The organism is Sulfitobacter sp. SBS6, from assembly GCF_048285585.1.
GTDB lineage: Bacteria > Pseudomonadota > Alphaproteobacteria > Rhodobacterales > Rhodobacteraceae > Sulfitobacter > Sulfitobacter pontiacus.
The window spans coordinates 202,460-224,847 of record NZ_JBLWBA010000006.1 but is presented as its reverse complement, the minus strand read 5'-3'; the positions used below and the strand labels follow the sequence as shown (position 1 = coordinate 224,847).

19 protein-coding genes are annotated in these 22,388 nt (G+C 59.9%); 10 read left to right on the top strand and 9 right to left on the bottom strand.

Annotation, left to right across the window (positions count from 1 at the left end; genetic code table 11):
* The first annotated feature begins 121 nt into the window (after positions 1 to 121).
* The 4 genes from ACNQ62_RS09950 (at position 122) to glmM (ending at position 4,152) form a co-directional block, all read left to right on the top strand.
* Positions 122 to 757 (top strand): cell wall hydrolase, encoded by a 636-nt coding sequence (locus tag ACNQ62_RS09950; protein ID WP_418094803.1) that lies wholly within the window; start codon positions 122 to 124, stop codon positions 755 to 757.
* Positions 758 to 865: 108 nt separating this feature from the next.
* The gene (locus ACNQ62_RS09945) at positions 866 to 1,789 is read left to right on the top strand and encodes a dihydroneopterin aldolase (protein ID WP_037944543.1); all 924 of its coding nucleotides are present in this window, start codon (positions 866 to 868) and stop codon (positions 1,787 to 1,789) included.
* A 3-nt stretch (positions 1,790 to 1,792) separates the two neighbouring features.
* On the top strand, positions 1,793 to 2,809 hold the full coding sequence (gene folP / locus ACNQ62_RS09940; protein ID WP_418094802.1) for a dihydropteroate synthase: 1,017 nt from the start codon (positions 1,793 to 1,795) through the stop codon (positions 2,807 to 2,809).
* Complete coding sequence (gene glmM / locus ACNQ62_RS09935; RefSeq protein WP_037944541.1) at positions 2,806 to 4,152, top strand: phosphoglucosamine mutase; 1,347 nt, start codon at positions 2,806 to 2,808, stop codon at positions 4,150 to 4,152. The genes folP and glmM overlap by 4 nt, the downstream gene beginning before the upstream one ends.
* Positions 4,153 to 4,272: 120 nt before the next feature.
* Here glmM and ACNQ62_RS09930 read toward each other — a convergent pair whose 3' ends face one another.
* Positions 4,273 to 5,199, bottom strand: coding sequence for a DMT family transporter (locus tag ACNQ62_RS09930; RefSeq protein ID WP_418094801.1), 927 nt, complete (start codon positions 5,197 to 5,199; stop codon positions 4,273 to 4,275).
* A 104-nt stretch (positions 5,200 to 5,303) separates the two neighbouring features.
* A complete protein-coding gene (gene ilvC, locus ACNQ62_RS09925) occupies positions 5,304 to 6,326 on the bottom strand; it encodes a ketol-acid reductoisomerase (protein WP_009824953.1) in 1,023 nt (340 codons plus the stop codon).
* A 135-nt stretch (positions 6,327 to 6,461) separates the two neighbouring features.
* On the opposite strand from ilvC, the gene ACNQ62_RS09920 reads away from it, so the two are divergent.
* The 3 genes from ACNQ62_RS09920 to ACNQ62_RS09910 are packed head-to-tail and all read left to right on the top strand — an operon-like array spanning position 6,462 to position 8,552.
* Complete coding sequence (locus ACNQ62_RS09920; RefSeq protein WP_037944539.1) at positions 6,462 to 6,917, top strand: Lrp/AsnC family transcriptional regulator; 456 nt, start codon at positions 6,462 to 6,464, stop codon at positions 6,915 to 6,917.
* Positions 6,914 to 7,375 (top strand): Lrp/AsnC family transcriptional regulator, encoded by a 462-nt coding sequence (locus ACNQ62_RS09915; RefSeq protein WP_005854186.1) that lies wholly within the window; start codon positions 6,914 to 6,916, stop codon positions 7,373 to 7,375. Before ACNQ62_RS09920 ends, ACNQ62_RS09915 begins: the two co-directional genes overlap by 4 nt.
* A 49-nt stretch (positions 7,376 to 7,424) precedes the next feature.
* Positions 7,425 to 8,552: an aminotransferase class V-fold PLP-dependent enzyme gene (locus tag ACNQ62_RS09910; protein ID WP_418094800.1), complete on the top strand. Its 1,128-nt coding sequence runs from the start codon at positions 7,425 to 7,427 to the stop codon at positions 8,550 to 8,552.
* Between the two features lie 18 nt (positions 8,553 to 8,570).
* On the opposite strand, the gene ACNQ62_RS09905 is transcribed toward ACNQ62_RS09910, so the two are convergent.
* On the bottom strand, positions 8,571 to 9,773 hold the full coding sequence (locus tag ACNQ62_RS09905) for a UbiH/UbiF family hydroxylase (RefSeq protein WP_418094799.1): 1,203 nt from the start codon (positions 9,771 to 9,773) through the stop codon (positions 8,571 to 8,573).
* A 9-nt stretch (positions 9,774 to 9,782) separates the two neighbouring features.
* Entirely contained in the window at positions 9,783 to 10,430 is a 648-nt protein-coding gene (locus ACNQ62_RS09900; RefSeq protein WP_418094798.1) for a pyrimidine 5'-nucleotidase, read from the bottom strand.
* Positions 10,431 to 10,528: 98 nt separating this feature from the next.
* Here ACNQ62_RS09900 and ACNQ62_RS09895 point away from each other — a divergent pair, with 98 nt between their 5' ends.
* Positions 10,529 to 11,182: a GntR family transcriptional regulator gene (locus ACNQ62_RS09895; RefSeq protein WP_005854182.1), complete on the top strand. Its 654-nt coding sequence runs from the start codon at positions 10,529 to 10,531 to the stop codon at positions 11,180 to 11,182.
* Here the strand turns inward: ACNQ62_RS09895 and ACNQ62_RS09890 are convergent.
* Both ACNQ62_RS09890 and carA read right to left on the bottom strand, forming a co-directional pair.
* Positions 11,179 to 13,095, bottom strand: a complete 1,917-nt coding sequence (locus ACNQ62_RS09890) for a glycosyltransferase (protein WP_418094797.1) — start codon at positions 13,093 to 13,095, stop codon at positions 11,179 to 11,181. The genes ACNQ62_RS09895 and ACNQ62_RS09890 overlap by 4 nt on opposite strands.
* A gap of 97 nt (positions 13,096 to 13,192) precedes the next feature.
* Complete coding sequence (gene carA, locus ACNQ62_RS09885; RefSeq protein ID WP_005854180.1) at positions 13,193 to 14,353, bottom strand: glutamine-hydrolyzing carbamoyl-phosphate synthase small subunit; 1,161 nt, start codon at positions 14,351 to 14,353, stop codon at positions 13,193 to 13,195.
* 199 nt (positions 14,354 to 14,552) lie between these two features.
* Between carA and ACNQ62_RS09880 the strand changes: the two genes are divergently transcribed.
* The gene (locus ACNQ62_RS09880) at positions 14,553 to 15,011 is read left to right on the top strand and encodes a GatB/YqeY domain-containing protein (protein WP_005854179.1); all 459 of its coding nucleotides are present in this window, start codon (positions 14,553 to 14,555) and stop codon (positions 15,009 to 15,011) included.
* A gap of 3 nt (positions 15,012 to 15,014) precedes the next feature.
* On the opposite strand, the gene ACNQ62_RS09875 is transcribed toward ACNQ62_RS09880, so the two are convergent.
* The 3 genes from ACNQ62_RS09875 to ACNQ62_RS09865 all read right to left on the bottom strand — a co-directional run bounded on the left by ACNQ62_RS09875 (position 15,015) and on the right by ACNQ62_RS09865 (position 19,433).
* The gene (locus ACNQ62_RS09875; protein WP_064215606.1) at positions 15,015 to 15,497 is read right to left on the bottom strand and encodes a DUF2244 domain-containing protein; all 483 of its coding nucleotides are present in this window, start codon (positions 15,495 to 15,497) and stop codon (positions 15,015 to 15,017) included.
* Positions 15,498 to 15,601: 104 nt separating this feature from the next.
* Positions 15,602 to 15,988 (bottom strand): VOC family protein, encoded by a 387-nt coding sequence (locus ACNQ62_RS09870; RefSeq protein WP_418094796.1) that lies wholly within the window; start codon positions 15,986 to 15,988, stop codon positions 15,602 to 15,604.
* A gap of 4 nt (positions 15,989 to 15,992) precedes the next feature.
* Positions 15,993 to 19,433 (bottom strand): pyruvate carboxylase, encoded by a 3,441-nt coding sequence (locus ACNQ62_RS09865; RefSeq protein ID WP_418094795.1) that lies wholly within the window; start codon positions 19,431 to 19,433, stop codon positions 15,993 to 15,995.
* A 348-nt stretch (positions 19,434 to 19,781) separates the two neighbouring features.
* Here ACNQ62_RS09865 and ACNQ62_RS09860 point away from each other — a divergent pair, with 348 nt between their 5' ends.
* A complete protein-coding gene (locus ACNQ62_RS09860; protein ID WP_418094794.1) occupies positions 19,782 to 22,202 on the top strand; it encodes an ATP-dependent helicase in 2,421 nt (806 codons plus the stop codon).
* Positions 22,203 to 22,388 lie beyond the last annotated feature (186 nt).

Here is a 22,388-nt window from a genome sequence, read left to right as displayed (position 1 = left end):
CGGCTGATCGCCTAGATGTTGTTTTCCTGTGCGGGTTCCCGCGCAGGCGGTTTCGGCAGGGTTTACGCTTGGTGCCAGTTTGGGTAGGGGGCGCTGTCCGAAACTACTTGCGAGGCGCTCAATGCGTTCTTTTCAGAAATTCTCGTCCTGCGCCCTGCTGGCGCTGTCTTTGCTTGCTCCTGCCGTGGTGTCCGCCAGCCCGCAACAGGCCAAAGCACTGGCTGACATCGAAGCCAAAGGGCTGCGCTCTGTCGGGTCGGAACGTCTGGAAAGCATGATCGCATCGAACAACGCAAGCGAGGTGGAGTTCACCCGCGCATGGCTGGCCGAACAGCCGAAAGCATCGGGCGGCGAACAATGGCGCTGTCTGGCAGAGGCGCTGTACTTTGAAGCGCGCGGCGAGACGGTCAAGGGCCAGTTCGCTGTGGCCGAAGTGATCATGAACCGTGTGAAATCCGCGCAGTTTCCCGGGTCTTTGTGCAGCGTGATCAATCAGGGGACAGGTCGGAAATACCAGTGCCAGTTCACCTACACCTGCGATGGCAATGCCGAAGTGATCGCCGAACCGCGCGCCTATGCGCAGGTCGGCAAGGTCGCGCGCGCGGTGCTGGACGGCAAGGCGCCATCGCTGACAGGGGGGGCGACGTATTATCATACCACCGCCGTAAGCCCCCGTTGGTCGCGCGTCTTTACCCGCACCACCAAGATCGGCGTGCACATGTTCTATCGTGACGGCGTTCAGACCGCGTCGAACTAAGCGGCGTTTCTGTCGTCTTTGATGGCTGGCCAGCCGTGTCTGGCTTTGGTACATCCGCGCAAACGGTCTAGGATCGTTTGCGAGTGAGACAAGCAAAGGCCCAAACCCATGACAAGTGACACGCGGCTTGCCTTTGCGCACCCGTCCGAACGCGCTGCTGCGACGGCGGGGCCTGAACCTCTGGACCGGATTTCCCTGCGCGATCATATCGTTGAGGTCGAGATCGGCGCCTTTCAGGCTGAACGTGGCGTAACGCAGCGCATTTGTTTCAATGTCGTCGTCGAGGTGCAGCCGCTGACCGGCCCCGTGGACGACGATGTGGACCGTATCCTGTCCTACGACCGCGTGACCGAAGCTATCGCCTACGAGCTGTCGGACGAACGGCTGAACCTGCTCGAGACGCTGGCCGAACGGGTCGCGGATCGTATCCTGCTGGAACGGCAGGCGATGCGGGTGTTTGTGCGCATCGAAAAGCTGGACCGCGGCCCCGGTGCTTTGGGCGTCGAGATCGTGCGCGCCCGTGATGATACCCCCGACAGTCAGGCCGAGGCGCGCGAGGTGCCACACCCCGAGCTGGTCTATCTGAGCAATGATGCCATCGCCTCGCCGCATCTGGCGGGGTGGCTGGACCAGTTGCACCAGATGGGGCGGCCCCTGATCCTCTGTGTCGGCGCATCGGACACCGCCGCGCCGCAGGTCGGGCATAAAATGGCGCAGCGCCGCATTGATCTGCTGGCGATTGAACAGAACGCCTGGGTGCTGGCCGCAAAGGATGATCGCTGCGTTGTGGTGGCGACGCGGACAGAGCTGGATTGGGCCATGAAGAACGGCCAGACGAGCGTTTGGGCTCCGTCGAAGATCGTGCTTGATAGCGTGGATACCCCCTCGGCACAGCCGCGCGATGCAGTGGCCTTGGCCGCGTGGTTCGCCGCCAGCTTCGACGCGACAGAGATGTTGGTGATCGGGGCGGACCTGCCGGCTGACGCCTCTGTTCCGCTGCGCGCCGTAGCGGTGGACCAAGGCAGGCTGTGAGACATGACCGATTATTTCCGACCTCTCGTCCAGATCGGCCCCGCGCGGCCTGACACTGCGCTGCCTCTAGCCGGGGGGTGGGGCTGGTTCACCCATGCCGAGGTCTTGTCGCGTTACGCGCCGCCCCGTGTTGTACCCGCGGCCGATATCCCGGCAAGCGTGATGGCACGGCTGACCGCGCCCCGTCCCACGATGGCAGGGCTGACGCTGGACCGCCCGCGCATCATGGGCATTCTGAACACGACGCCCGATAGTTTCTCGGACGGGGGGCAGCATAATGCCGTGCCCGATGCGCTGCGCGTCGCACAAGAGATGGTGGCCGCCGGCGCGGATATTCTGGACATTGGCGGCGAGTCCACGCGCCCCGGCGCGGATTTTGTGCCCGTCTCCGAAGAGATCACGCGCACCGCTCCCGTCATCGCCGCACTGCGGGGTGCGGGGCTGCACACGCCGATCTCTATCGATACCCGCAAGGCCGCCGTGGCCGAGGCCGCGGTCAGCGCTGGTGCCAATCTGGTAAACGACGTTTCGGGCTTCACCTTTGATCCCGCACTTGGGCCCCTGTGTCAAAAACTGGCGCTGCCGGTTTGCGTCATGCATGCCCAAGGCGATCCCGCGACCATGCATCTGGACCCACAGTATGATAACGTGCTGCTTGATGTTTTTGACGCGCTGGAGCGGCAGATCAGCATGCTGGAGGCATCAGGCATCCCGCGGGGGGCCATTCTGGCGGACCCGGGAATCGGGTTCGGCAAGACGCAGGATCACAATCTGGCTCTGCTGGCGCGGCTAAGCCTGTTTCACGCTTTGGGGACGCCTATCCTGCTGGGCGTGTCGCGCAAACGGTTTATCGGAACGATCGGCAACGCGCCGCAAGCACGGGACCGCGCGCCGGGGTCGATCGCCGTGGCGCTTGCAGGATTGGGGCAGGGTGTGCAAATGATCCGTGTGCATGACGTGGACGACACCCGCCAAGCGGTCGCTCTGTGGCATGCTGCATATTTTGGGAGCATTTTATGACAAAGTTATTTGGAACAGACGGTATTCGCGGAAAGGCCAATGTGCATCCGATGACAGCCGAGGTCGCCTTGAAAATCGGGGCCGCTGTGGGGCGCTATTTTAGCGCGGGTCGTGATGGTGTGCACCGTGTGGTGATTGGTAAGGACACGCGGTTGTCGGGCTATATGTTCGAAAACGCGCTGACGGCGGGGCTGACGTCCTCGGGGATGAATGTGCTGCTGCTGGGGCCGGTGCCCACGCCTGCGGTCGGGCTGCTGACGCGGTCGATGCGGGCTGATCTGGGGGTCATGATCTCGGCCAGTCACAATCCGGCGACGGACAATGGCATCAAGTTCTTCGGCCCCGACGGGTTCAAGCTGAGCGACGCTGTGGAGGCCGAGATCGAGGCGCTGATCGAAGGCGGTGTGGAGTTGAACCCCGCCGACAAGATCGGCCGTGCCAAGCGGATCGATGACGGGCGGTTCCGCTATGTCGAGCGGGTGAAGTCATCGTTCCCGCGCCAGATGCGTCTGGACGGGCTGAAGGTCGTGATCGACTGTGCCAATGGGGCCGCACACCGCGTCGCACCCGAAACCCTGTGGGAATTGGGGGCCGAGGTGATCGAGATTGGCGTGTCGCCGAACGGCTTTAATATCAACGAGAATTGTGGCTCGACCCACCCCGAACGCGCCGCAGCGGCGGTGGTAGAGCACGGTGCCCATGTGGGCATTTGTCTGGATGGCGACGCGGACCGCGTGATCCTGATTGACGAAACCGGCAAGGTCGGTGACGGAGATCAATTCATGGCCCTTATGGCGTCCCGTTGGGCGGCCGAAGACCGGCTGGCCAATGGCGCCTTGGTTGCCACGGTGATGAGCAACCTCGGCCTTGAACACTTCTTGCAGGGCAAGGGGCTACGGCTTGAGCGGACGTCCGTCGGCGACCGCTATGTGGTCGAGCGGATGCGCGAAGGCGGGTTCAATCTGGGCGGCGAGCAATCGGGCCATATCGTCATGACTGATCACGCCACCACAGGCGACGGTCTGATGGCGGGGCTTCAGTTTCTGGCAGAGATGATCCGGTCAGAGAAGACCTCGTCCGAGCTGCTGAATAACTTTGAACCCGTGCCGCAACTGCTTAAGAACGTGAGGTTTTCTGCCGGTCAGGTGCCGTTGGAAGACGCGCAGGTGCAAGGGGCCATCGCACAGGCCGAAGCCGATCTGGCCGGTCAGGGGCGTTTGCTGATCCGCAAATCCGGCACCGAGCCGCTGGTGCGTGTGATGGCAGAACATGAAGACGCGCAGCTGATGGAACGCGCGGTCGATTCCGTCGTGGATGCGGTCACAGCGGCTGTCGCACCTTAAGCTGATCGCAGGGCTGCTGGCGGGGATGTCCTGCGCGGCGGCCCTGCCGTACCCTCGCGGGACGCGCCGCCTGCGGTGGCTGTGGGATGCCTTCGGCGAGGATTTAGGGCCATTTGGAAGCTAGGCGCGCGTGCGCGTGAACAGCCGGCGGAACGCGCCATATTGGCTGAGCGCGACACCCGAGAGGATCAGCCCCATCGCGTAGAGCAGGGATGGCGGCAGCGGTTCGTTCAGCAAGAGCGCGCCGAGGCAGACGGACCAGACGGGGACTTGGTAGTTCACCAGTGACATAAACACCGGGCCGGCGCTGCGGATCACCAGCACGCGCAAGAAATTCGCAGCGGCGGTCGGGATCAGGCCCAGAAACGCCAGCGCCGCGAAGATGGGCGGCGAGGGGCGGGGCGGTAGACCTTCGATGATGATCGCCATGGGAATGGTGATGCAGGCGGCAATGATCAGCAGGATGGTCGCAAGGCCGATCGCATCCACCGCGGGCAGGCGGCGCATGATGATCGAGCTGGTGGCGTAGCATCCCGCCGCACCCAGGCAGGCCAGGCGCCCCTGGGTTTCAAGCGCGGTGCCGGTGCTTTCAAAGGCTTGCGTGCCGATCAGGATGACAACGCCGACAAAGCCCAGGGCAAACCCGATCACCTTGCGTGGGCTCATCGCTTCGCCCGGAACGAAGAAATGCGCAAGCGGCAGGATGATCAGCGCCGTCGCCGCCATGGTCACCCCCGCGAAGCCCGAGGTGACATATTGCTGACCCCATGCAAGCAGGCTGAACGGCACGGCAGAGCTGGCGGCACCGATAAAGATCACGGCCGCAATATCGCCGCGGGTGGGGGATTGGGTAAAGAGCCGAAACCCGCGCAGACCCCAGATAACCACCATCACGGTGGCCGCGAACCCGACACGTGTGGCCGCGATCCAGAAGGGTGGCATTTCAGTCAGAGCGATTTCGGTCACCAGAAACGTGCCTCCCCAGATGAAGGCAAGCAGCAGGATCATCAGCCAGCTGGATTTGGTGATCTGGGGCGCGTCCGGCATGACATATCCTGTGGGAAAACTCGGCCCGCCAGATGTGACAGCCGGTTGCGCAAAAGAAAAGGCCCGGTGCAAAACCGGGCCTTTCCACATCGCTGCAATGGCGATCAGTTCTTGGATTTGTCGACCATCTTGCCGGCGGAGATCCAGGGCATCATTTCGCGCAGCTTGCCGCCGACGACTTCGATCTGATGCTCGTCATTGGCGCGACGCGAGGATTTCAGCGTGGGCTGACCGACGGAGTTTTCCAGCATGAAGTCACGCACGAATTTGCCCGACTGGATGTCGCTGAGAACGGCTTTCATGCGCGCTTTGGTCTCGTCGTAGGGCAGGATGCGCGGGCCGGAGACGTATTGGCCGTATTCCGCTGTGTTCGAGATCGAGTAGTCCATGTTGGCGATGCCGCCTTCATAGATCAGGTCAACGATCAGCTTGGTTTCGTGCAGACATTCGAAATAGGCCATTTCGGGCTCGTAACCGGCTTCGACCAGTGTTTCAAAGCCGCAGCGGATCAGTTCAACGATACCGCCGCACAGAACAGCCTGTTCGCCGAACAGATCGGTTTCACATTCTTCGCGGAAGTTGGTTTCGATGATGCCGGAACGGCCGCCACCGATGGCGGAGCAGTAGGACAGGCCGATTTCCAGCGCTTTGCCGGTGGCGTCGGTGTCTACCGCAACCAGGCAAGGCACGCCGCCGCCTTTGGTGTATTCGCCGCGCACAGTGTGGCCCGGGCCTTTGGGGGCCATCATGATCACATCAACGCCGGGTTTGGGTTCGATCAGGCCGAAGTGGACGTTCAGGCCGTGGGCGAATGCGATTGCAGCGCCTTCGCGGATGTTATCGTGCACGTATTTCTTGTAGGTTTCAGCCTGCAATTCGTCGGGCATGGTGAACATGATCACATCGGCCCAAGCTGCTGCTTCGGCGATTTCCATGACTTTCAGGCCTTCGCCTTCGGCTTTCGCTTTCGAAGCGGAGCCTTCGCGCAGCGCAACGACGAGGTTTTTCGCACCGGAATCACGCAGGTTCAGCGCGTGGGCGTGGCCCTGGGAGCCATAGCCGAGGATGGCGACTTTCTTGTCCTTGATCAGGTTCACATCGCAGTCACGGTCGTAATAAACGCGCATTGGGGCGTCCTTTCGGGTTCGTTGAAATCTAGGGAGACCATATCGAAGCTGCTGCGAGATGCTATTGCGGAATTGTGAGTTTATTTAGCAAAATGAAGATGGTAATGCGCGGTATGCGGTAAAAATGGAAAAATCATGCTTGATGATATGGATCGACGACTTCTGCGTCACTGGCAGGCGGATGCGGGGCTGTCGCCGGCGGAGTTGGCCGACCTTACGGGGCTGACAGCGGGTAAGGTGTCGCGGCGGATCACGCGCATGCAGGAAGCCGGTATCGTTCAGGGGGTGGCGGCTGTCGTCGATTGGGCGGCATTGGGCTACACGGTCGAAGTGTCCTTGCGGATCACTTTGGACAAGACACAGGGCAATGCCTTTGACCGCTTTCTTGAAGAGGCACGCCAACTGCCTGAGGTGATCGAGCTCCAGACCTTTCTAGGGCGGGTGGATGTGCGCCTATCGGTAATTGCGCGGGATATGGCGCATTATCAGCAGATTTACCGGGAGGGTATTCTGACCTTGCCGCATATTGCCGATATCGAGGCGCTGATGCATGTGGCGCGGATCAAGTCAGAGGAGGCGTTGCCGCTATGATCACGCTGGACGAGGTGGACCACCGGCTGATCCGGTCGCTTGCGCGCGATGCCACTCAAAGCGCCGGCGCCCTGGGGCGTCATCTGGGGCTGTCGCAGCCTGCCACTTGGCGTCGGATCAAACGGTTGGAGGAGGCAGGCATCCTGCGCGGCAAGAGGTTGCGCTTGAACCGGGAGGCATTGGGGTTCGGCGTCACCGTCTTTCTCGGCGTCAAGCTTGCGACCAAAGGGCGGGTTAGCCTGGAGGATTTCGAACGCGCCGTCAGTGCCATCCCCGAGGTCCAAACGGTGGAGCATGTTCTGGGGCTCTATGACTACCGTTTACGGGTTGTTGCGCGGGATCTGGCGGATTTCGAACGGGTGCTGCGGCGGCGGATCATGACCCTGCCGGGGGCGGGGGCCGTCGAGGCAAATGTGCTTCTAAGCGAGGAACGACTGACCGGACCATTGGGCCTGTGACTTTACCACGCGAGCGGCTATGTTCGCGCGAAACCATCAGGAGGATATCATGCCCGCTTTGCTAAATTCAGTTGACCCGGAAGGGCTTGAAGAGTTTTCGGTCGTGTTCACCGACCGGTCCTTGAACCATATGAGCGCCGTGTTCCAAGAGGTCATGCGCGACATCAGCACTCTGCTCAAGGACGTATACAAGGCCGATGCCGTGGCTGTCGTCCCCGGGGGCGGCACCTACGGGATGGAGGCGGTCGCCCGTCAGTTCGCACGGGGGGCCGAGGTGCTGGTCGTGCGCAACGGCTGGTTTTCCTATCGGTGGAGCCAGATCATCGAGAGCGGCGATCTGACCGGCAATGCCACCGTCATGAAGGCGCAGATGCAGGGCAACAGCACGCCCGCGCCCTTTGCCCCGAGCCCGATTGATGACGTTGTCAAAGCAATCGAGACGCATAAGCCGCAGGTGGTTTTCGCACCTCATGTGGAGACCAGTGCGGGGGTGATCCTGCCCGATGACTATATCCAGCAGATGGCAGAAGCGGCCCATGCCGTCGGCGCGCTGGTGGTGCTGGATTGCATCGCGTCGGGCTGCGCATGGGTGGATATGAAGGCGCTTGGCGTCGACGTATTGCTTTCAGCGCCGCAAAAGGGCTGGAGCGCTTCGCCCTCTGCCGGGCTGGTCATGATGTCGGACCGCGCTGTTGCACGCATGGGAGAGACAACATCGGACAGTTTTGCCATCGATCTGGCCAAGTGGCATAGCATTATGAAAGCCTATGAAGATGGCGGCCACGCCTATCACGCGACCATGCCGACCGATGCGCTACGGCAATTCCGCGATACCATGCTTGAGACGAAATCCTACGGCTTTGACCGTCTGAAAGAGGCGCAGTGGCGTCTGGGGGATTCCGTGCGCAAGATGCTGGCGGAGAGGGGCGTTACCTCTGTCGCGGCGGAAGGTTTTGGCGCGCCGGGGGTGGTGGTGAGCTATACTGCGGATCCAACCGTGCAAAACGGCAAGGCCTTTGCTGCCGAAGGGATGCAGATCGCCGCTGGCGTGCCGTTGATGTGTGACGAGCCGAAGGATTTCCAGACCTTCCGTCTGGGGCTGTTCGGTCTGGATAAGCTTTACGACGTCGATGCCACGCTCGCGCGGTTGGCCGCCGTGGTCGATAAGGTGCTGTAAATAAAGGCGAGCGGCAGGTCAGCCCTGCCGCATACCCAACCCCATCTCCATCAGCATGCGCCGTACGGGGGGCAGGGCGTATAGCGCGCTGAGCCCTTTGGCACGCGCATCGCGGGCCAGCGGCGTTTTCGCCTGACTGGCGCGGTTCAAGAGGTCGATGCCCCGCAAGCGCAGCTGAATGTCGCCAAACCGCGCCTTGTGGTAGGCGTCCAGCATGTGCTGGCTGCCCAGATCAGCGCCGTGCTTTTGCGCCAGTTCCAGCAGCGTTGCGATGTCTTGCAGCGACATGTTCAACCCCTGCGCGCCGATGGGGGGCATCACATGGGCGGCTTCTGCAATCAGGGCGACGCGTTCGGCCGCGAGGCGCGCGGCATGCTGGCTGATGATCGGCCAGATCGCCCGTTCGGAGGCCAGCGTCAACGGGCCGAGCACATGGGCGCTGCGGTCGGTCGCGGCTTGAGAAAACGCACCTGCGTCAAGCGCCATCCGCGCAAGGCAGGACGCGCCGTCATCCATCCACACCACGGCAGAGCAGGGCAGACCGTCGCGATCGGGCAGGGGTACAAGGGTGAAGGGGCCCCCGCTGCGGTGCACCTCGGTAGATACGTTTTCATGGGGAATCGGGTGTGTCACGGCAAAGGCAAGCGCCTTTTGGCCATAGCTTTGGCGGGTCACCGCAATGCCGGCGGCGTCGCGCATGGGGCTGTCGCGCCCGTCTGCGGCAATCACGAGCTTGGTCGAAATTTTCGTGCCATCGCTGAGGCTTACGCGTGCGCCGGTGGTGCGGGTGAACAAGCTGGTGGTTGCGGTACCGGGGCGGAAATCGACGTTCGGCAAAGCCTCTAACCGCTCCAGAAGCGCGCGCCTTAGCAGCCAGTTCGGGAAGTTCCAGCCAAAGGGCTGGTCCGAGATATCGGCAGCATCAAATGCGCGGCTGGTCACCGGTGCATCGCCGTCACCGCCCGCATCCACAATACGCATCACCTGCAACGGTGCCGCGTTTTCTTCCAGATGGGCCCAGATGCCCGCGGCCTCAAGCACGCGGCGCGCCGGTTGCAGCATCGCGGTAGAGCGCATGTCGGCCCCTTTCGCCGCACCATCGGTGACGGGGGGAGTGGGGTCGACGCAGACCACGTTGAAACCCGCGGTGCCGAAAGCCGCTGCCGCCGTCAAACCGGCAATGCCGCCGCCCGAAATCAAGATATCACATGCCATAGTCATGCCCGTCAGTTAGCCCGTGATCTGTGCAAGAAAAGCCGAAAGATCATCGGTGTGGAAATGGATGTACGGCGCGGGGGCGGGGTGCTCGGCCACATGGACGGTGCCCATCCCCATGTCATGCGGTGCGATCAGGTTGCGTGGGTCGTCCTCGAACATCACGGCGGTGGTTGGGGTCAATGCGTCGGCGGCAAATATCAGGTCGTAGGCGGCGCGTTCGGGTTTGGGTAAAAATGACGCGTGCTCAACGCCGTAGATGGCATCGAACAGGCCCGACAGCCCCCGTGCGGCAATGACTTTTTCGGCGTAGGGGGCAGTGCCGTTGGTATAGATGATCCGGCGCCCCGGCAGGGCGGCGATCCGCGCGGCAAGCAGGGGATCCGGGATCAGCGCGTCAAAGGAGATCTCGTGCACCTCGTGCAGATAGGGGCCGGGATCAAGGTCGTGTTCGCGCATCAGCCCGGCCAGCGTGGTGCCATAGGTGTGCCAGTAATGTCTGCGCAGATAATCCGCGCGCTGCTCATCGACGTTCAAGGCGGTCATCACCCAATGCGTCATCCGCTGTTCAATCTGGTCGAACAGGCGGGCAGATGGCGGGTATAATGTGTTATCAAGGTCAAAGACCCAAGTATTCACATGAGAGAAAGAGGCGTGTGGCATGGGGACTTGCTACGCTGACCAGATGATCTGCGCAAGATCACGGGGTTGCGCAATTGGACGCGGGGGCTAAGGTGCCGGAGCCTTTTGAAAGAGATCCAATGACGACGCCACGCTCCGGACCCACAGACGCCTATTCCATGATCCTGGACGCGATTGACGTGGGCACCTATCGCCCCGGTGATCGGTTGGTGGAAAGCGAATTGGCCGAACGCTTCGGTGTCTCAAGAACGCCGGTTCGTGAAGCATTACAACGGCTTGAGACGCAATCCTTGCTCGCGCGGGACGGGCGGAGCCTGATTGTTGCATCGTTGGACCACAATCAGGTGGCCGAACTTTACGTTGTACGCGGCGAGTTGGAGGGGTTGGCCGCGCGGCTTGCCGCCCGTCACGCCACCGCTGAAGAAGTCCGTGTATTGCGCGAAATGGTCGAGGAAGACGACGCCTTTCGCGACAATCCAGCGGCGCTGGCGCGTGCGAACCGCCGTTTTCACAAACAAATTCATCTCGCGTCGCACAACCGGTATCTGGTGCAGCAACTTGATCTGGTGCACCGGTCCATGGCGCTGATGGCGACATCGTCACTGGCGGTGGATGGGCGCGGTGCGATCGCGCAGGATGAACATGACCGCATTGTTCAGATGATCGAACAGCGTGACGAAGATGGTGCGGATGAAGCATTGCGCACGCATATTTCTGTCGCCTTCATGACGCGGCTCAAGCAAGAAGCGGCACAGCGAAAAGACGAAGGCTAGGGTGGACGAAGTGGTGACGGCGTAGAACCAGTTGGGCTGGATTTATGTGCGACGCCATGTTCGGTCTTGTCCCAATAGAACGGCGTGACCACGAATTCGTATAGCGCCTTATAGGCCGCGAAAGAGCCGAGAATAAAGTAAAACGGCAGGGTGATCGCCCAGGGTATAAGGTGGCGATGCAGCGGACCCGAAACCGCCGTCATCGCGACAGATATATTGAGGATTTCCGCGAAGAGGAAATATCCGAAAAGCCCGTAGAACACGTCAGCGCCCAGTGTTGTCTGGACAGGATGTGCTGCGCCGAACAGCGGTAGGCAGAAAGACCAGAGCAGGGGGGCAAAAATGAACTGGCAGAACGTCGCGAGGAACAGTACCTGCACGCCCATAAACCGAATGAGCCCGACATCACGGATCAGCCGGAGGGGGGCACGGCTGTGCACGACCCATGTGATCAAGAAGCCTTTCAGCCATCGTGACCTTTGTTTGATCCACGGCCACGCACGGAAATTGGCCTCTTCGTAAGTGACAGTCGGCAGCAGGTCGGTTTTATAGCCATGCCGCGCGAGGCGGACGCCAAGATCGGCATCTTCGGTGACGTTATGGGCGTCCCAGCCCCGCAGTTTCTCCAAAGCGGCGCGGCGGAAAAATAATGTGGTGCCGCCGAGGGGAATGATCAGCCCCAGATGCGCGACACCGGGTAGCATCACGCGCCACCAAGTCGCATATTCCAGTGTGAAACAGCGCGAGATCCAGTTGGTGCGCGCATTATAAAAATCCAGAACGCCTTGGACGCAAGCGACGTTTTTGTGGGCCTTATCAAAATGTTGTACAACGCGGTTGATCTGGTCGGCCTCCGGCGCGTCCTCGGCATCCCACACGCCGATAATACTTCCGCTGCAAAATTCCAGCGCGTAGTTCAGGGCACGGGGTTTGGTGCGCAGTTTGCCTGCTTGGGGCACTTCGATCACGTCGAACCAGAAGGGCAGTTCGGTTCGCGCGATGGTGTCACGGGTCATTTGATCGCCTTCCTCAAGCACCAGCACGATCTGCAGCAGCGCCTTGGGATAGCTGAGCTGCGACAGGCGTGCGATCAAGGCGCTGGCAATCTCCTCCTCATGAAGAAGAGGGACAAGAACCGATACCTTTGGCCATCGTGTCGGGGGCGATGGCGCGGCGGGGTCTGAAGGAAGTGGTGTGTTCCCCCACAGGCAGCGCGCCAGAAAGGCCGATAATCGTAGCGTCATGATCATGGTACTGCAGAACAATGCCCATAGAACAAACGCCGTAAACGTCACCGCGGGGAGTAACGCGAACAGCATGCTCGCGACAAAAATGACACCGGCGGCCCAAATACGCCGGCGCGGCCCGGCAACCCGCCATGTTCGGCAGCTTTCATGAGGGGGCACACGCTCCGCCGCGCGTTTGGCCAGCTCGGACCCGTAAAGCGCGGTGATCTGACGGTTGATCTGCGCGGGTTCTGCCAGCACCGGTACGATGTCCAGATCGCTGTTGCCGAAGGCGTCGCGGGTAAGGGTATGAAGGGTATCCGGCCGGCTGGTCGCGACAAACAGCGTTTGTCCCATCCGCCGCCACGGCACAATCTTATGGTGCAGGCTGGCTTCGGCAGACAGATGGCGCGCAAGCACCGGTTTGGGCGGGGCTGCGTCAAGGTCGACCTGCTGGATCTGATGTTGCAGCGCCAGTGCTTTGGTCACTTCACTGCGCGAGACAAGCCCTTGTGCCACAAGGATTTCCCCAAGCGGCGCATCCAGATCGCGCTGCGCTTCCAGCGCGTGGACCAGATCGGCCTGATCGATCAACCCTGCGTCGACCAATATGCGCCCCAAGGGACGATAGCGCCCGCGCACACGCGCGGGACTGGGTGCTTTCAGCTCTAATCCAAGGTTGCTCAACGGGCGAATCCCTTCCTGTCGGAATAGGACCACCTTGGGAGAGATGACTTAATGGGACGTTAATTGCGGATGAAGAGAACGCCCGCAACTGTCAGGTTTAGCTGGCCCGCTCTGCCATCGCCGCGGCAAAGCGTTCAAACAGATAGAAACTGTCTTGCGGGCCGGGGCTCGCTTCGGGGTGGTGCTGAACGGACCAGACGGGCCGCCCCTCCATCCGGATGCCGCAGTTGGAGCCGTCAAACAGCGACTGATGCGTTTCAACCACTCCGCTTGGCAGGCTTTGCGCATCGACGGCAAAACCATGGTTCATCGAGGTGATTTCGACCTTGCCGGTATCAATGTCCTTAACGGGGTGGTTCGCACCGTGGTGACCGTGACCCATCTTGACCGTCTGCCCCCCAAGAGCCAGCGCAAGCATCTGGTGGCCAAGGCAAATGCCGAAAACCGGAAGCTCTGTCTTTTCAATGACGTCCTTGATCATCGGCACGGCATACACGCCGGTCGCCGCCGGATCGCCGGGGCCGTTCGACAGGAAAACCCCGTCAGGATTATGCGCCATCACATCTTCATACGTGGCAGAGGCGGGCAGCACCGTGACATCGCAGCCGGCCGAGGCAAGGCAGCGCAGGATGTTGCGCTTGGCACCGTAGTCGATCGCGACCACTTTATGAGGTGCGTTTTCCTGCGCAGTATAGCCGTCGGGCCAAGCCCACCGCATTTCATTCCAGCGGTAGGATTGTTTGCAGCTGACATCTTTCGCCAGATCCATGCCTTCCAGGCCCGCGAAACCGCGTGCTGCAGCGACCAGCGCTTCGACGTCGAAAACGCCGTCAGGATTATGCGCCAATGCCGCGTGAGGGGCCCCTTGCTGCCGGATGGCGCGGGTCAGGCGGCGTGTATCAATACCACCAATCGCGATGCGCCCGCGCGATGCCAGCCATTCGGACAACGGCTGGACCGAACGCCAGTTGCTCGGGTCGGTGGGCATCCATTTGACAACCATCCCCGCTGCGACCGGATCGCCGGTTTCGTCATCTTCGGGGTTGGTGCCGGTGTTGCCGATGTGGGGGAAGGTAAAGGTCACGATCTGCCCCGCGTAGGACGGGTCGGTCATGATTTCCTGATACCCCGTCATCGCTGTATTAAAGCAAAGCTCGGCCACGGTCTCTCCCGTTGCGCCAAAGCCCATGCCGTAGAAAATCGATCCGTCCGCTAGCGCCAGGCAGGCAGTCGGACGAGGTGATGTGGTCGCGGTCATGTCGGGGGCCTCCAGCGGCAGGTATATGGAGTTAAACGGTGGCAACCTAAAGCCGCAGTTCGTCGGGGTCAATAGCAGGTTGAAAATGAAATATCGTTGATATTCAATGGGTTGTGCGAGGCTTGTGGCATTGCCTGCGCCGCGCAATATCTCTATGTTGCACGGCTTAATACCCCCTAGGGTCAAAAGGACGATGGTAATGGTACTGCGCACTCGCATCTCGGATGCACTGAAACAGGCAATGAAAGACAAGGCGGCGGACCGGCTGTCGACCCTGCGGCTGATCAATGCGGCGATCAAGGATAAAGACATCGCGGCGCGTGCTGATGAGGGCGACACGGGTGTTGGCGATGCCGAAGTGCTCGCGATTTTAGGTAAAATGGCGAAACAACGTATGGAATCCGTACGCGCCTATGAAGAGGGCGGGCGGCTTGATCTTGCGGATCGCGAGCGTGAAGAGATTGCCGTGATCGAAGAGTTTCTGCCCCGTCAGCTGACCGAAGAAGAAACCGCCAAGGCCGTCGATGCCGCCATTGCCGAAGTGGGTGCGACATCGATCCGTGACATGGGCAAAGTGATCGGCCTGCTTAAAGGTAAGTACACGGGGCAAATGGATTTTGGCGCGGTTGGCCCCAAAGTGAAAGAGCGGCTGAGCTAAGGCTCAGCGCATCAGCGAACGGTTCAGCTCGTCATAAAGGGCGATCCGTTCTTCTTCGCTCAGGAAGGTCCCGATTTCGACCTCGCGGCCCATGCCGCGCAGGGTCACGTAATGGGGTACGGGGCCGTCTTTTTCATATTTCGTCACGACGGCCCAATGCCGGTTGCACTGCCATTCTTTGACCTCTCCGCGCGCGGTGCGATGGGATAAATGTGCTGTATTGTGGTCGAGCGTAAACACTTCTTCAATCTGTCTGGCCTTATGGTTGCGCTGTAGCGCCCAATACATCGCCGCGACGGCGGCCAGCATGAAAGGAAGAAGCCCCCACAGCAAAACAGTCCCCAACAGTGGCAGAACGGGGATCAGAATTAGGACGAACGTGATAAGGATAAAACTGGCGAATCCCTTTGCCGGCAGGGATTGGTGCGGCCGCAGGCAAAGAACCTGCGTCGAGGCGTCGGGTCGGGTTTTCCATTCATAGGGCATGGGGGTGTCCATCTGTCGTGCCAAGCCCTGAACGTAGCAGCAGAACGGGCCTGATCAATGCGGCAGAATGCATCCAGCCCCAAGTGCTGGGGCCGATGTTTTTTTTACGCGGTCGTGCGCGGTTCAATCAGATCCCAGCGATGGCCGAAAACGTCGCGGAACACGGCGACAGTGCCATAGGGTTCATGGCGGGGGGCTTCTTCGAATGTCACGCCCCCAGCCAAAAGTCGGTCATGGTCGCGCGCAAAATCGTCGGTCTCTAGAAACAACCAGACCCGGCCCGCACCTTGGTTCCCGATCGCGGCACGTTGAACATCGTCGCCCGGTTCGGCGAGGATAAAGCCGGTGCCGCCGCCCGAAGGGGTGACGCGCACCCAGCGTTTATGCCCCTGGTCCTCGTCCTGTGTCAGCTCGAACCCCATCGTGCCACAGTAAAAGGATATTCCTTCGTCGTAGCTGGGAACGATCAGGGTCAGGGCAGAAAGGCGCATGGGATCACTCCAACTCGACTAGCAGATCCTTGGCGTCGATCTGGCCCCCGGGCGTGACATGCACCGCTTTGACGACAGCATCGCGGTCCGCGTGGATACCGGTTTCCATTTTCATCGCCTCGATGGTCAGAAGCAGGTCGCCGGATTTGACCTTTTGACCCACCGTCGCCCCGACCGAGGCAACAACCCCCGGCATCGGTGCTCCGATGTGATTGACGTTGCCGATCTCGGCCTTGGGACGCTGTGCGCTCGTCGCTTTGACCATACGGTTGGGCACGCGCACGACGCGCGGCTGGCCATTCAGTTCAAAAAAGACCTTAACGTCGCCGTCTTCATTGGTCTCGCTCAAGGCTTGCAGACGAATTTCCAGCGTCTTGCCCGGGTCGATTTCCGCGGTGATCTCTTCGCCCGGTTCCATCCCGTAGAAAAAGGTGCGGGTCGGCAATACACGGACAGGGCCATAGGTCCGGTGACGACCCAAGTAATCCAGGAAAACCTTGGGGTACATCAGGTACCCTGACAGGTCATCGTCTTCAACCTGAGCCCCTTCCAGAAGGTCGCGCAATTCCTTGCGTGTCGCTTCAAGATCGGCAGGAGGCAGATGCGCACCGGGGCGTTCCGTGTTCGGTTTTTCGCCTTTCAGGATTTTGTCGACAATCGCGTCAGGGAACCCGCCCGGAGGCTGGCCTAGATTGCCGCGCATCATGTCGATCACGCTGTCAGGAAAGGACATTTCTGCCTTCGGGTCTTCGACCTGCGCGCGGGTTAACCCTTGGGATACCATCATCAGAGCCATGTCGCCGACCACTTTGGACGACGGCGTCACCTTGACGATATCACCAAACATCTGGTTCACCTCGGCATAGGTTTTGGCGACCTCGGGCCAACGATCATCCAGCCCCATCGACGCGGCCTGCGCCTTGAGGTTGGTGAACTGCCCGCCGGGCATCTCGTGCAGATAGACTTCGGAGGAAGGGGCCTGCATGCCGGTCTCGAACGCGGCATATTCGCCACGCACGTCTTCCCAGTAGTTAGAGATTTCGCGCACCGCGTCCATCGACAGGCCCGTGTCGCGATCCGTGTGTTTCAGCGCTTCGACCACAGACCCGAGCGTCGCCTGAGACGTGTTGCCCGAAAGCGCGTCCATGGCGCAATCTACCGCGTCCACGCCTGCCTCGGAGGCTGCCATGATCGTCGCGGTCGCCGTGCCTGCGGTATCATGCGTGTGGAAATGGATCGGCAGGCCGACTTCGGATTTCAGCGCTTTGATCAATACTTTGGCCGCATTCGGCTTGAGCACGCCGGCCATGTCTTTCAGACCCAGAACATGGGCACCGGCCGCTTTCAGTTCCTTGCCCATAGCAACATAGTATTTCAGGTCGTATTTGGATCGGTCCGGATCAAAAATGTCGCCGGTATAGCAAACGGTACCTTCGCAAATCTTACCGTTTTCAATCACCGCATCCATGGCGACACGCATGTTTTCAACCCAGTTCAAGCTGTCAAACACGCGGAAAACATCGACACCCTCGGTCGCGGCCACGCGGACGAATTCTTGCACCACATTGTCCGGATAATTGGTGTAGCCCACGCCATTCGACCCACGCAGCAGCATTTGCGTCATCACGTTTGGCAGGGCAGCGCGTAGGTCGCGCAGGCGTTGCCACGGACATTCTTGCAAGAACCGGTAGGCCACATCAAAGGTCGCACCGCCCCAGCACTCCATCGAGAAAAGCTGTGGAAGATTAGCGGCATAGGCGGGTGCAACCTTGATCATGTCATGGCTGCGCATCCGCGTCGCAAGCAATGACTGATGGCCGTCACGCATGGTGGTGTCGGTGATCAACAGCTGCCGCTGTTGCCCCATCCAATCGGCAACAGCCTGCGGCCCCTTTTGTTCAAGCAGGTTCCGGGTGCCCATCATCGGCTCGGCTCGGGCGGCGGGCGGCTGCGGCGCGCGGACGGCCGCCGCAGGGCGTTCGAACCCTTTGGTTTCAGGGTGCCCGTTCACCGTAATATCAGCGATGTATGTTAACACTTTGGTCGCCCGATCGCGGCGCTTTTCAAAGGTGAAAAGCTCGGGCGTCTGGTCGATAAACTTGGTGTGGTAGCTATTATCGAGGAAGGTCGGGTGTTTCAGCAGATTTTCGACAAAGGCGATGTTTGTCGAAACGCCCCGGATGCGGAACTCGCGCAGGGCGCGGTCCATGCGGGCGATCGCTTGCTCGGGCGTTTGCGCTTTCGCCGTCACCTTGACCAAAAGGCTGTCATAATAGCGCGTGATCACCCCGCCCGAATAGGCGGTGCCGCCGTCCAGGCGGATGCCCATGCCGGTGGCCTCACGAAAGGCGGTGATGCGGCCATAATCAGGAATGAAGTTGTTTTGGGGGTCTTCGGTGGTGATCCGAGTCTGCAACGCATGGCCGTTCAGCTGCACATCTGCCTGCGTGGCCTTGCCTGTCGCCTCGGCGATGGTCTTGCCTTCGGCAATTAAGATTTGCGCCTGTACGATATCGATGCCGGTGACCTCTTCGGTGACCGTGTGTTCGACCTGAACCCTTGGATTTACCTCGATAAAATAAAACTTGCCGTCGTCCATATCCATCAGGAATTCGACCGTACCGGCACATTCATAGTTAACATGTGCACAGATTTTGCGGCCCAATTCGCAAATCTCGGCGCGTTGTTCTTCGGTAAGATAGGGGGCAGGCGCGCGTTCGACGACCTTTTGGTTGCGACGCTGAACGGAACAATCTCTTTCAAATAGATGGTAGATTTCGCCGTGGCTGTCGCCCAAAATCTGCACCTCGACATGGCGCGCCTTCAGGATCATCTTTTCCAGATAGCCTTCGCCATTGCCAAAGGCCGCTTCTGCCTCGCGCCGGCCTTCCATCACTTTTTCTTTAAGTTCGTCTTCATTCGCGATGGGGCGCATGCCACGACCCCCGCCGCCCCAGGAGGCCTTGAGCATCAGCGGGTAGCCAACCTCTGCCGCCTGCTTACGGACGACCTCCATATCATCGCCTAGAACGTCTGTCGCGGGGACTACCGGCACGCCGGCCTCCATCGCTACGCGTCGCGCGCTGGCCTTGTCGCCCAAGGCGCGCATTGTTTCCGCACGCGGCCCGATAAAAGTAATACCGTTCTGCGCGCAAGCATCTACAAAATCGGGATTTTCTGACAGTAGCCCATAGCCCGGGTGGATCGCATCCGCGCCCGAGGCTTTGGCCACGCGGATGATTTCATCGATGTTTAAATAGGCGGCGACAGGCCCCAAACCGGCCCCGATCCGATAGGCTTCATCGGCCTTGAAACGGTGTAGGCCCAGCTTATCTTCCTCGGCGAAAACGGCGACCGTCTTTTTTCCCATCTCGTTGGCCGCGCGCATAATTCGAATGGCGATTTCGCCGCGGTTTGCGATTAGAATTTTCTTAAAGTCGGTCATAGCTAGGCCTTCCTGCTGGCGAGAAATCTTAATTTTCAAGCGTCTAGAGCGCGCGCTAACGCTGCGCTGCGGCATTGTTGCGTCTGTTTGACGCGGTGTGCAAGTAGAAGTTTTTTGCGCTCCGCGGGGGATTTTTAACCATTTGGAAAGAGATGGGGTGCTACGCCGAGTCGAGGGCGCGATCGTACCTATGCAATGACATGAGTAATAAGGAGGAACAGATAGCAATAATTCCTGCGGCTTTGACGCTAGACGGCTAGCAAACCGCCGCCGCTTTATAGAAAATGCGGCGGGAACATTTTGCGAACGTGTCTTTTATTTGGTGCGTGTGCGGGATAGATTGGCCGTATGAATGATTTTGACGAAATGGCCGCCTTCGAGGGCGCTTCCCTATCATCGCGCGCTATGGCTGCGCGTCCGCAACCCTATCTTGATGGGCTGAATCCGGCCCAGCGTGCCGCGGTGGAGCAGATGGACGGCCCTGTCTTGATGCTCGCGGGGGCAGGCACGGGCAAGACCAAGGCTTTGACGGCGCGGATCGTGCATCTGATGAACACCGGGCGCGCCCGCCCGAACGAGATTCTCGCGGTAACCTTCACCAATAAGGCCGCGCGCGAGATGAAAAACCGTGTGGGGCATATGCTGGGGCAGAGCATTGAAGGGATGCCTTGGCTGGGTACGTTTCATGCGATTTGCGTCAAGCTGTTACGTCGCCACGCTGAATTGGTCGGGCTAAAGTCGAATTTCACCATTCTGGACACGGATGACCAGCTGCGCCTGCTCAAGCAGTTGATCAAAGCGGAAGGCATTGATGACAAACGTTGGCCCGCGCGTCTGCTGTCAGGCGTTATTGATGGCTGGAAAAACCGCGCATTGACGCCCGACAAAATTCCTTCGGCCGATGCGGGTGCCTATAACCACCGCGGGGCGGAGCTTTATGCGCAGTATCAAGCGCGGCTTAAAGATCTGAACGCCTGCGACTTCGGTGATTTGCTGCTGCATATGGTCACCATCTTCCAGCAGCACGAAGACGTGTTGGGGCAATATCAGCGGTGGTTCAAATATATTCTGGTGGATGAGTATCAGGATACCAACGTGGCGCAGTATTTGTGGCTCCGTCTGCTGGCTTCTGGCCACAAGAATATCTGCTGTGTCGGGGATGACGACCAGTCGATCTACGGATGGCGAGGGGCCGAGGTTGGCAATATCCTGCGGTTCGAAAAAGATTTTCCCGGGGCCCATGTGGTGCGCTTGGAACAGAATTACCGGTCAACACCGCACATCCTGGCGGCCGCTTCGGGCGTGATCGCAGGAAACGAGGGGCGTTTGGGCAAGACTTTGTGGACGGAATCCCGTGAGGGTGAAAAGCTGCGTCTCATCGGCCATTGGGATGGCGAGGAAGAGGCGCGCTGGATCGGCGACGAAATTGAAGCGTTGCAACGCGGCACACGCGAGCTTGATCCATACACATTGGACGATATGGCGATTCTTGTACGGGCATCGCACCAGATGCGCGCGTTCGAGGATCGGTTCCTGACCATTGGCCTACCTTACCGCGTGATCGGTGGACCGCGTTTCTATGAACGGTTAGAAATTCGCGACGCCATGGCCTATTTCAGGGTGGTTACCTCGCCTGATGACGATCTTGCTTTTGAGAGAATCGTTAACACGCCCAAGCGTGGTTTAGGCGATAAAGCGCAACAAAATATACAGAAAACCGCGCGGGAAAACGGTGTGAACCTCGTGGAGGGGGCGCGGATCCTATTGGCGAATGGCGGGATTGGCGGTCGTGGTGCGGCGCAGTTGCGTCTGCTTATCGACGGGGTTCAGCGCTGGTCCGAACTGGCGCGGGGCCCGCGCCTACAGACTGTGGTTGATGACGATAGCGTCATCGACGAAGGTGCGCCGCTGTTTCACGAGGAATATGGCCCGCCCGAGGTCAGCCATGTGGAATTGGCGCAGATTATTTTGGATGAAAGCGGATATACTGGTTTTTGGCAGAACGACAAAACGCCGGAAGCTCCGGGGCGGCTTGAGAACCTGAAGGAGCTGGTTAAAGCGTTGGAGCAGTTCGAGAATCTTCAAGGTTTTCTGGAACACGTCAGCTTGATCATGGATAATGAAAGCGACGATGGTGGCGCCAAAGTGTCGATCATGACGTTGCATGCGGCCAAGGGGCTAGAGTTTCCGGCGGTGTTTCTCCCCGGCTGGGAGGATGGGCTGTTTCCGTCGCAGCGATCGATGGACGAATCCGGCCTGAAGGGGCTGGAGGAAGAGCGGCGGCTTGCCTATGTCGGAATCACACGGGCCGAGCAGCTTTGCACGATCTCTTTTGCGGCCAACCGCCGCGTGTTTGGTCAGTGGCAAAGCGCCATGCCGTCACGGTTTATCGACGAACTTCCCGAAGCCCATGTGGATGTGCTGACCCCGCCGGGGCTGTATGGTGGCGGGTATGGCGCAGCGATGCCCAAATCGAATCTGCATGAAAAAGCCGCGGAAGCGAATGTATATAATTCTCCGGGGTGGCGAAGATTGCAGACGCGCAGCCAAGCGCGCAGCATGAGCCAGCCTTCGGAAGCCAGAAATGTGACGATCGACATGTCCGCCGTCAGCAGTTTTGCGATGGGAGAACGGGTGTTCCACCAGAAATTTGGCTATGGCGAAGTCGTTGGAATCGAAGGGGATAAGCTTGAGATCAGCTTTGACAAGGCCGGGATCAAGAAGGTCGTGTCGCGCTATCTAAGCGCATCGGATGACGTTCCGTTCTAGACGGGCGTCATGAGTTTTACGAAATATCAAGAATTAGATGCAAGAACGGCGGTGCTTTGGGAGGAAAGCACCGCCGTCTTTATCTACGTCCCCAATCCAATCGGGAGGAAAGGGGGAAGGGGACGTTTATGAAAGCCGCCGGTCTCAGGGAGGAGGAGGAGACCCGAAGCTTTCTACAGGCACACA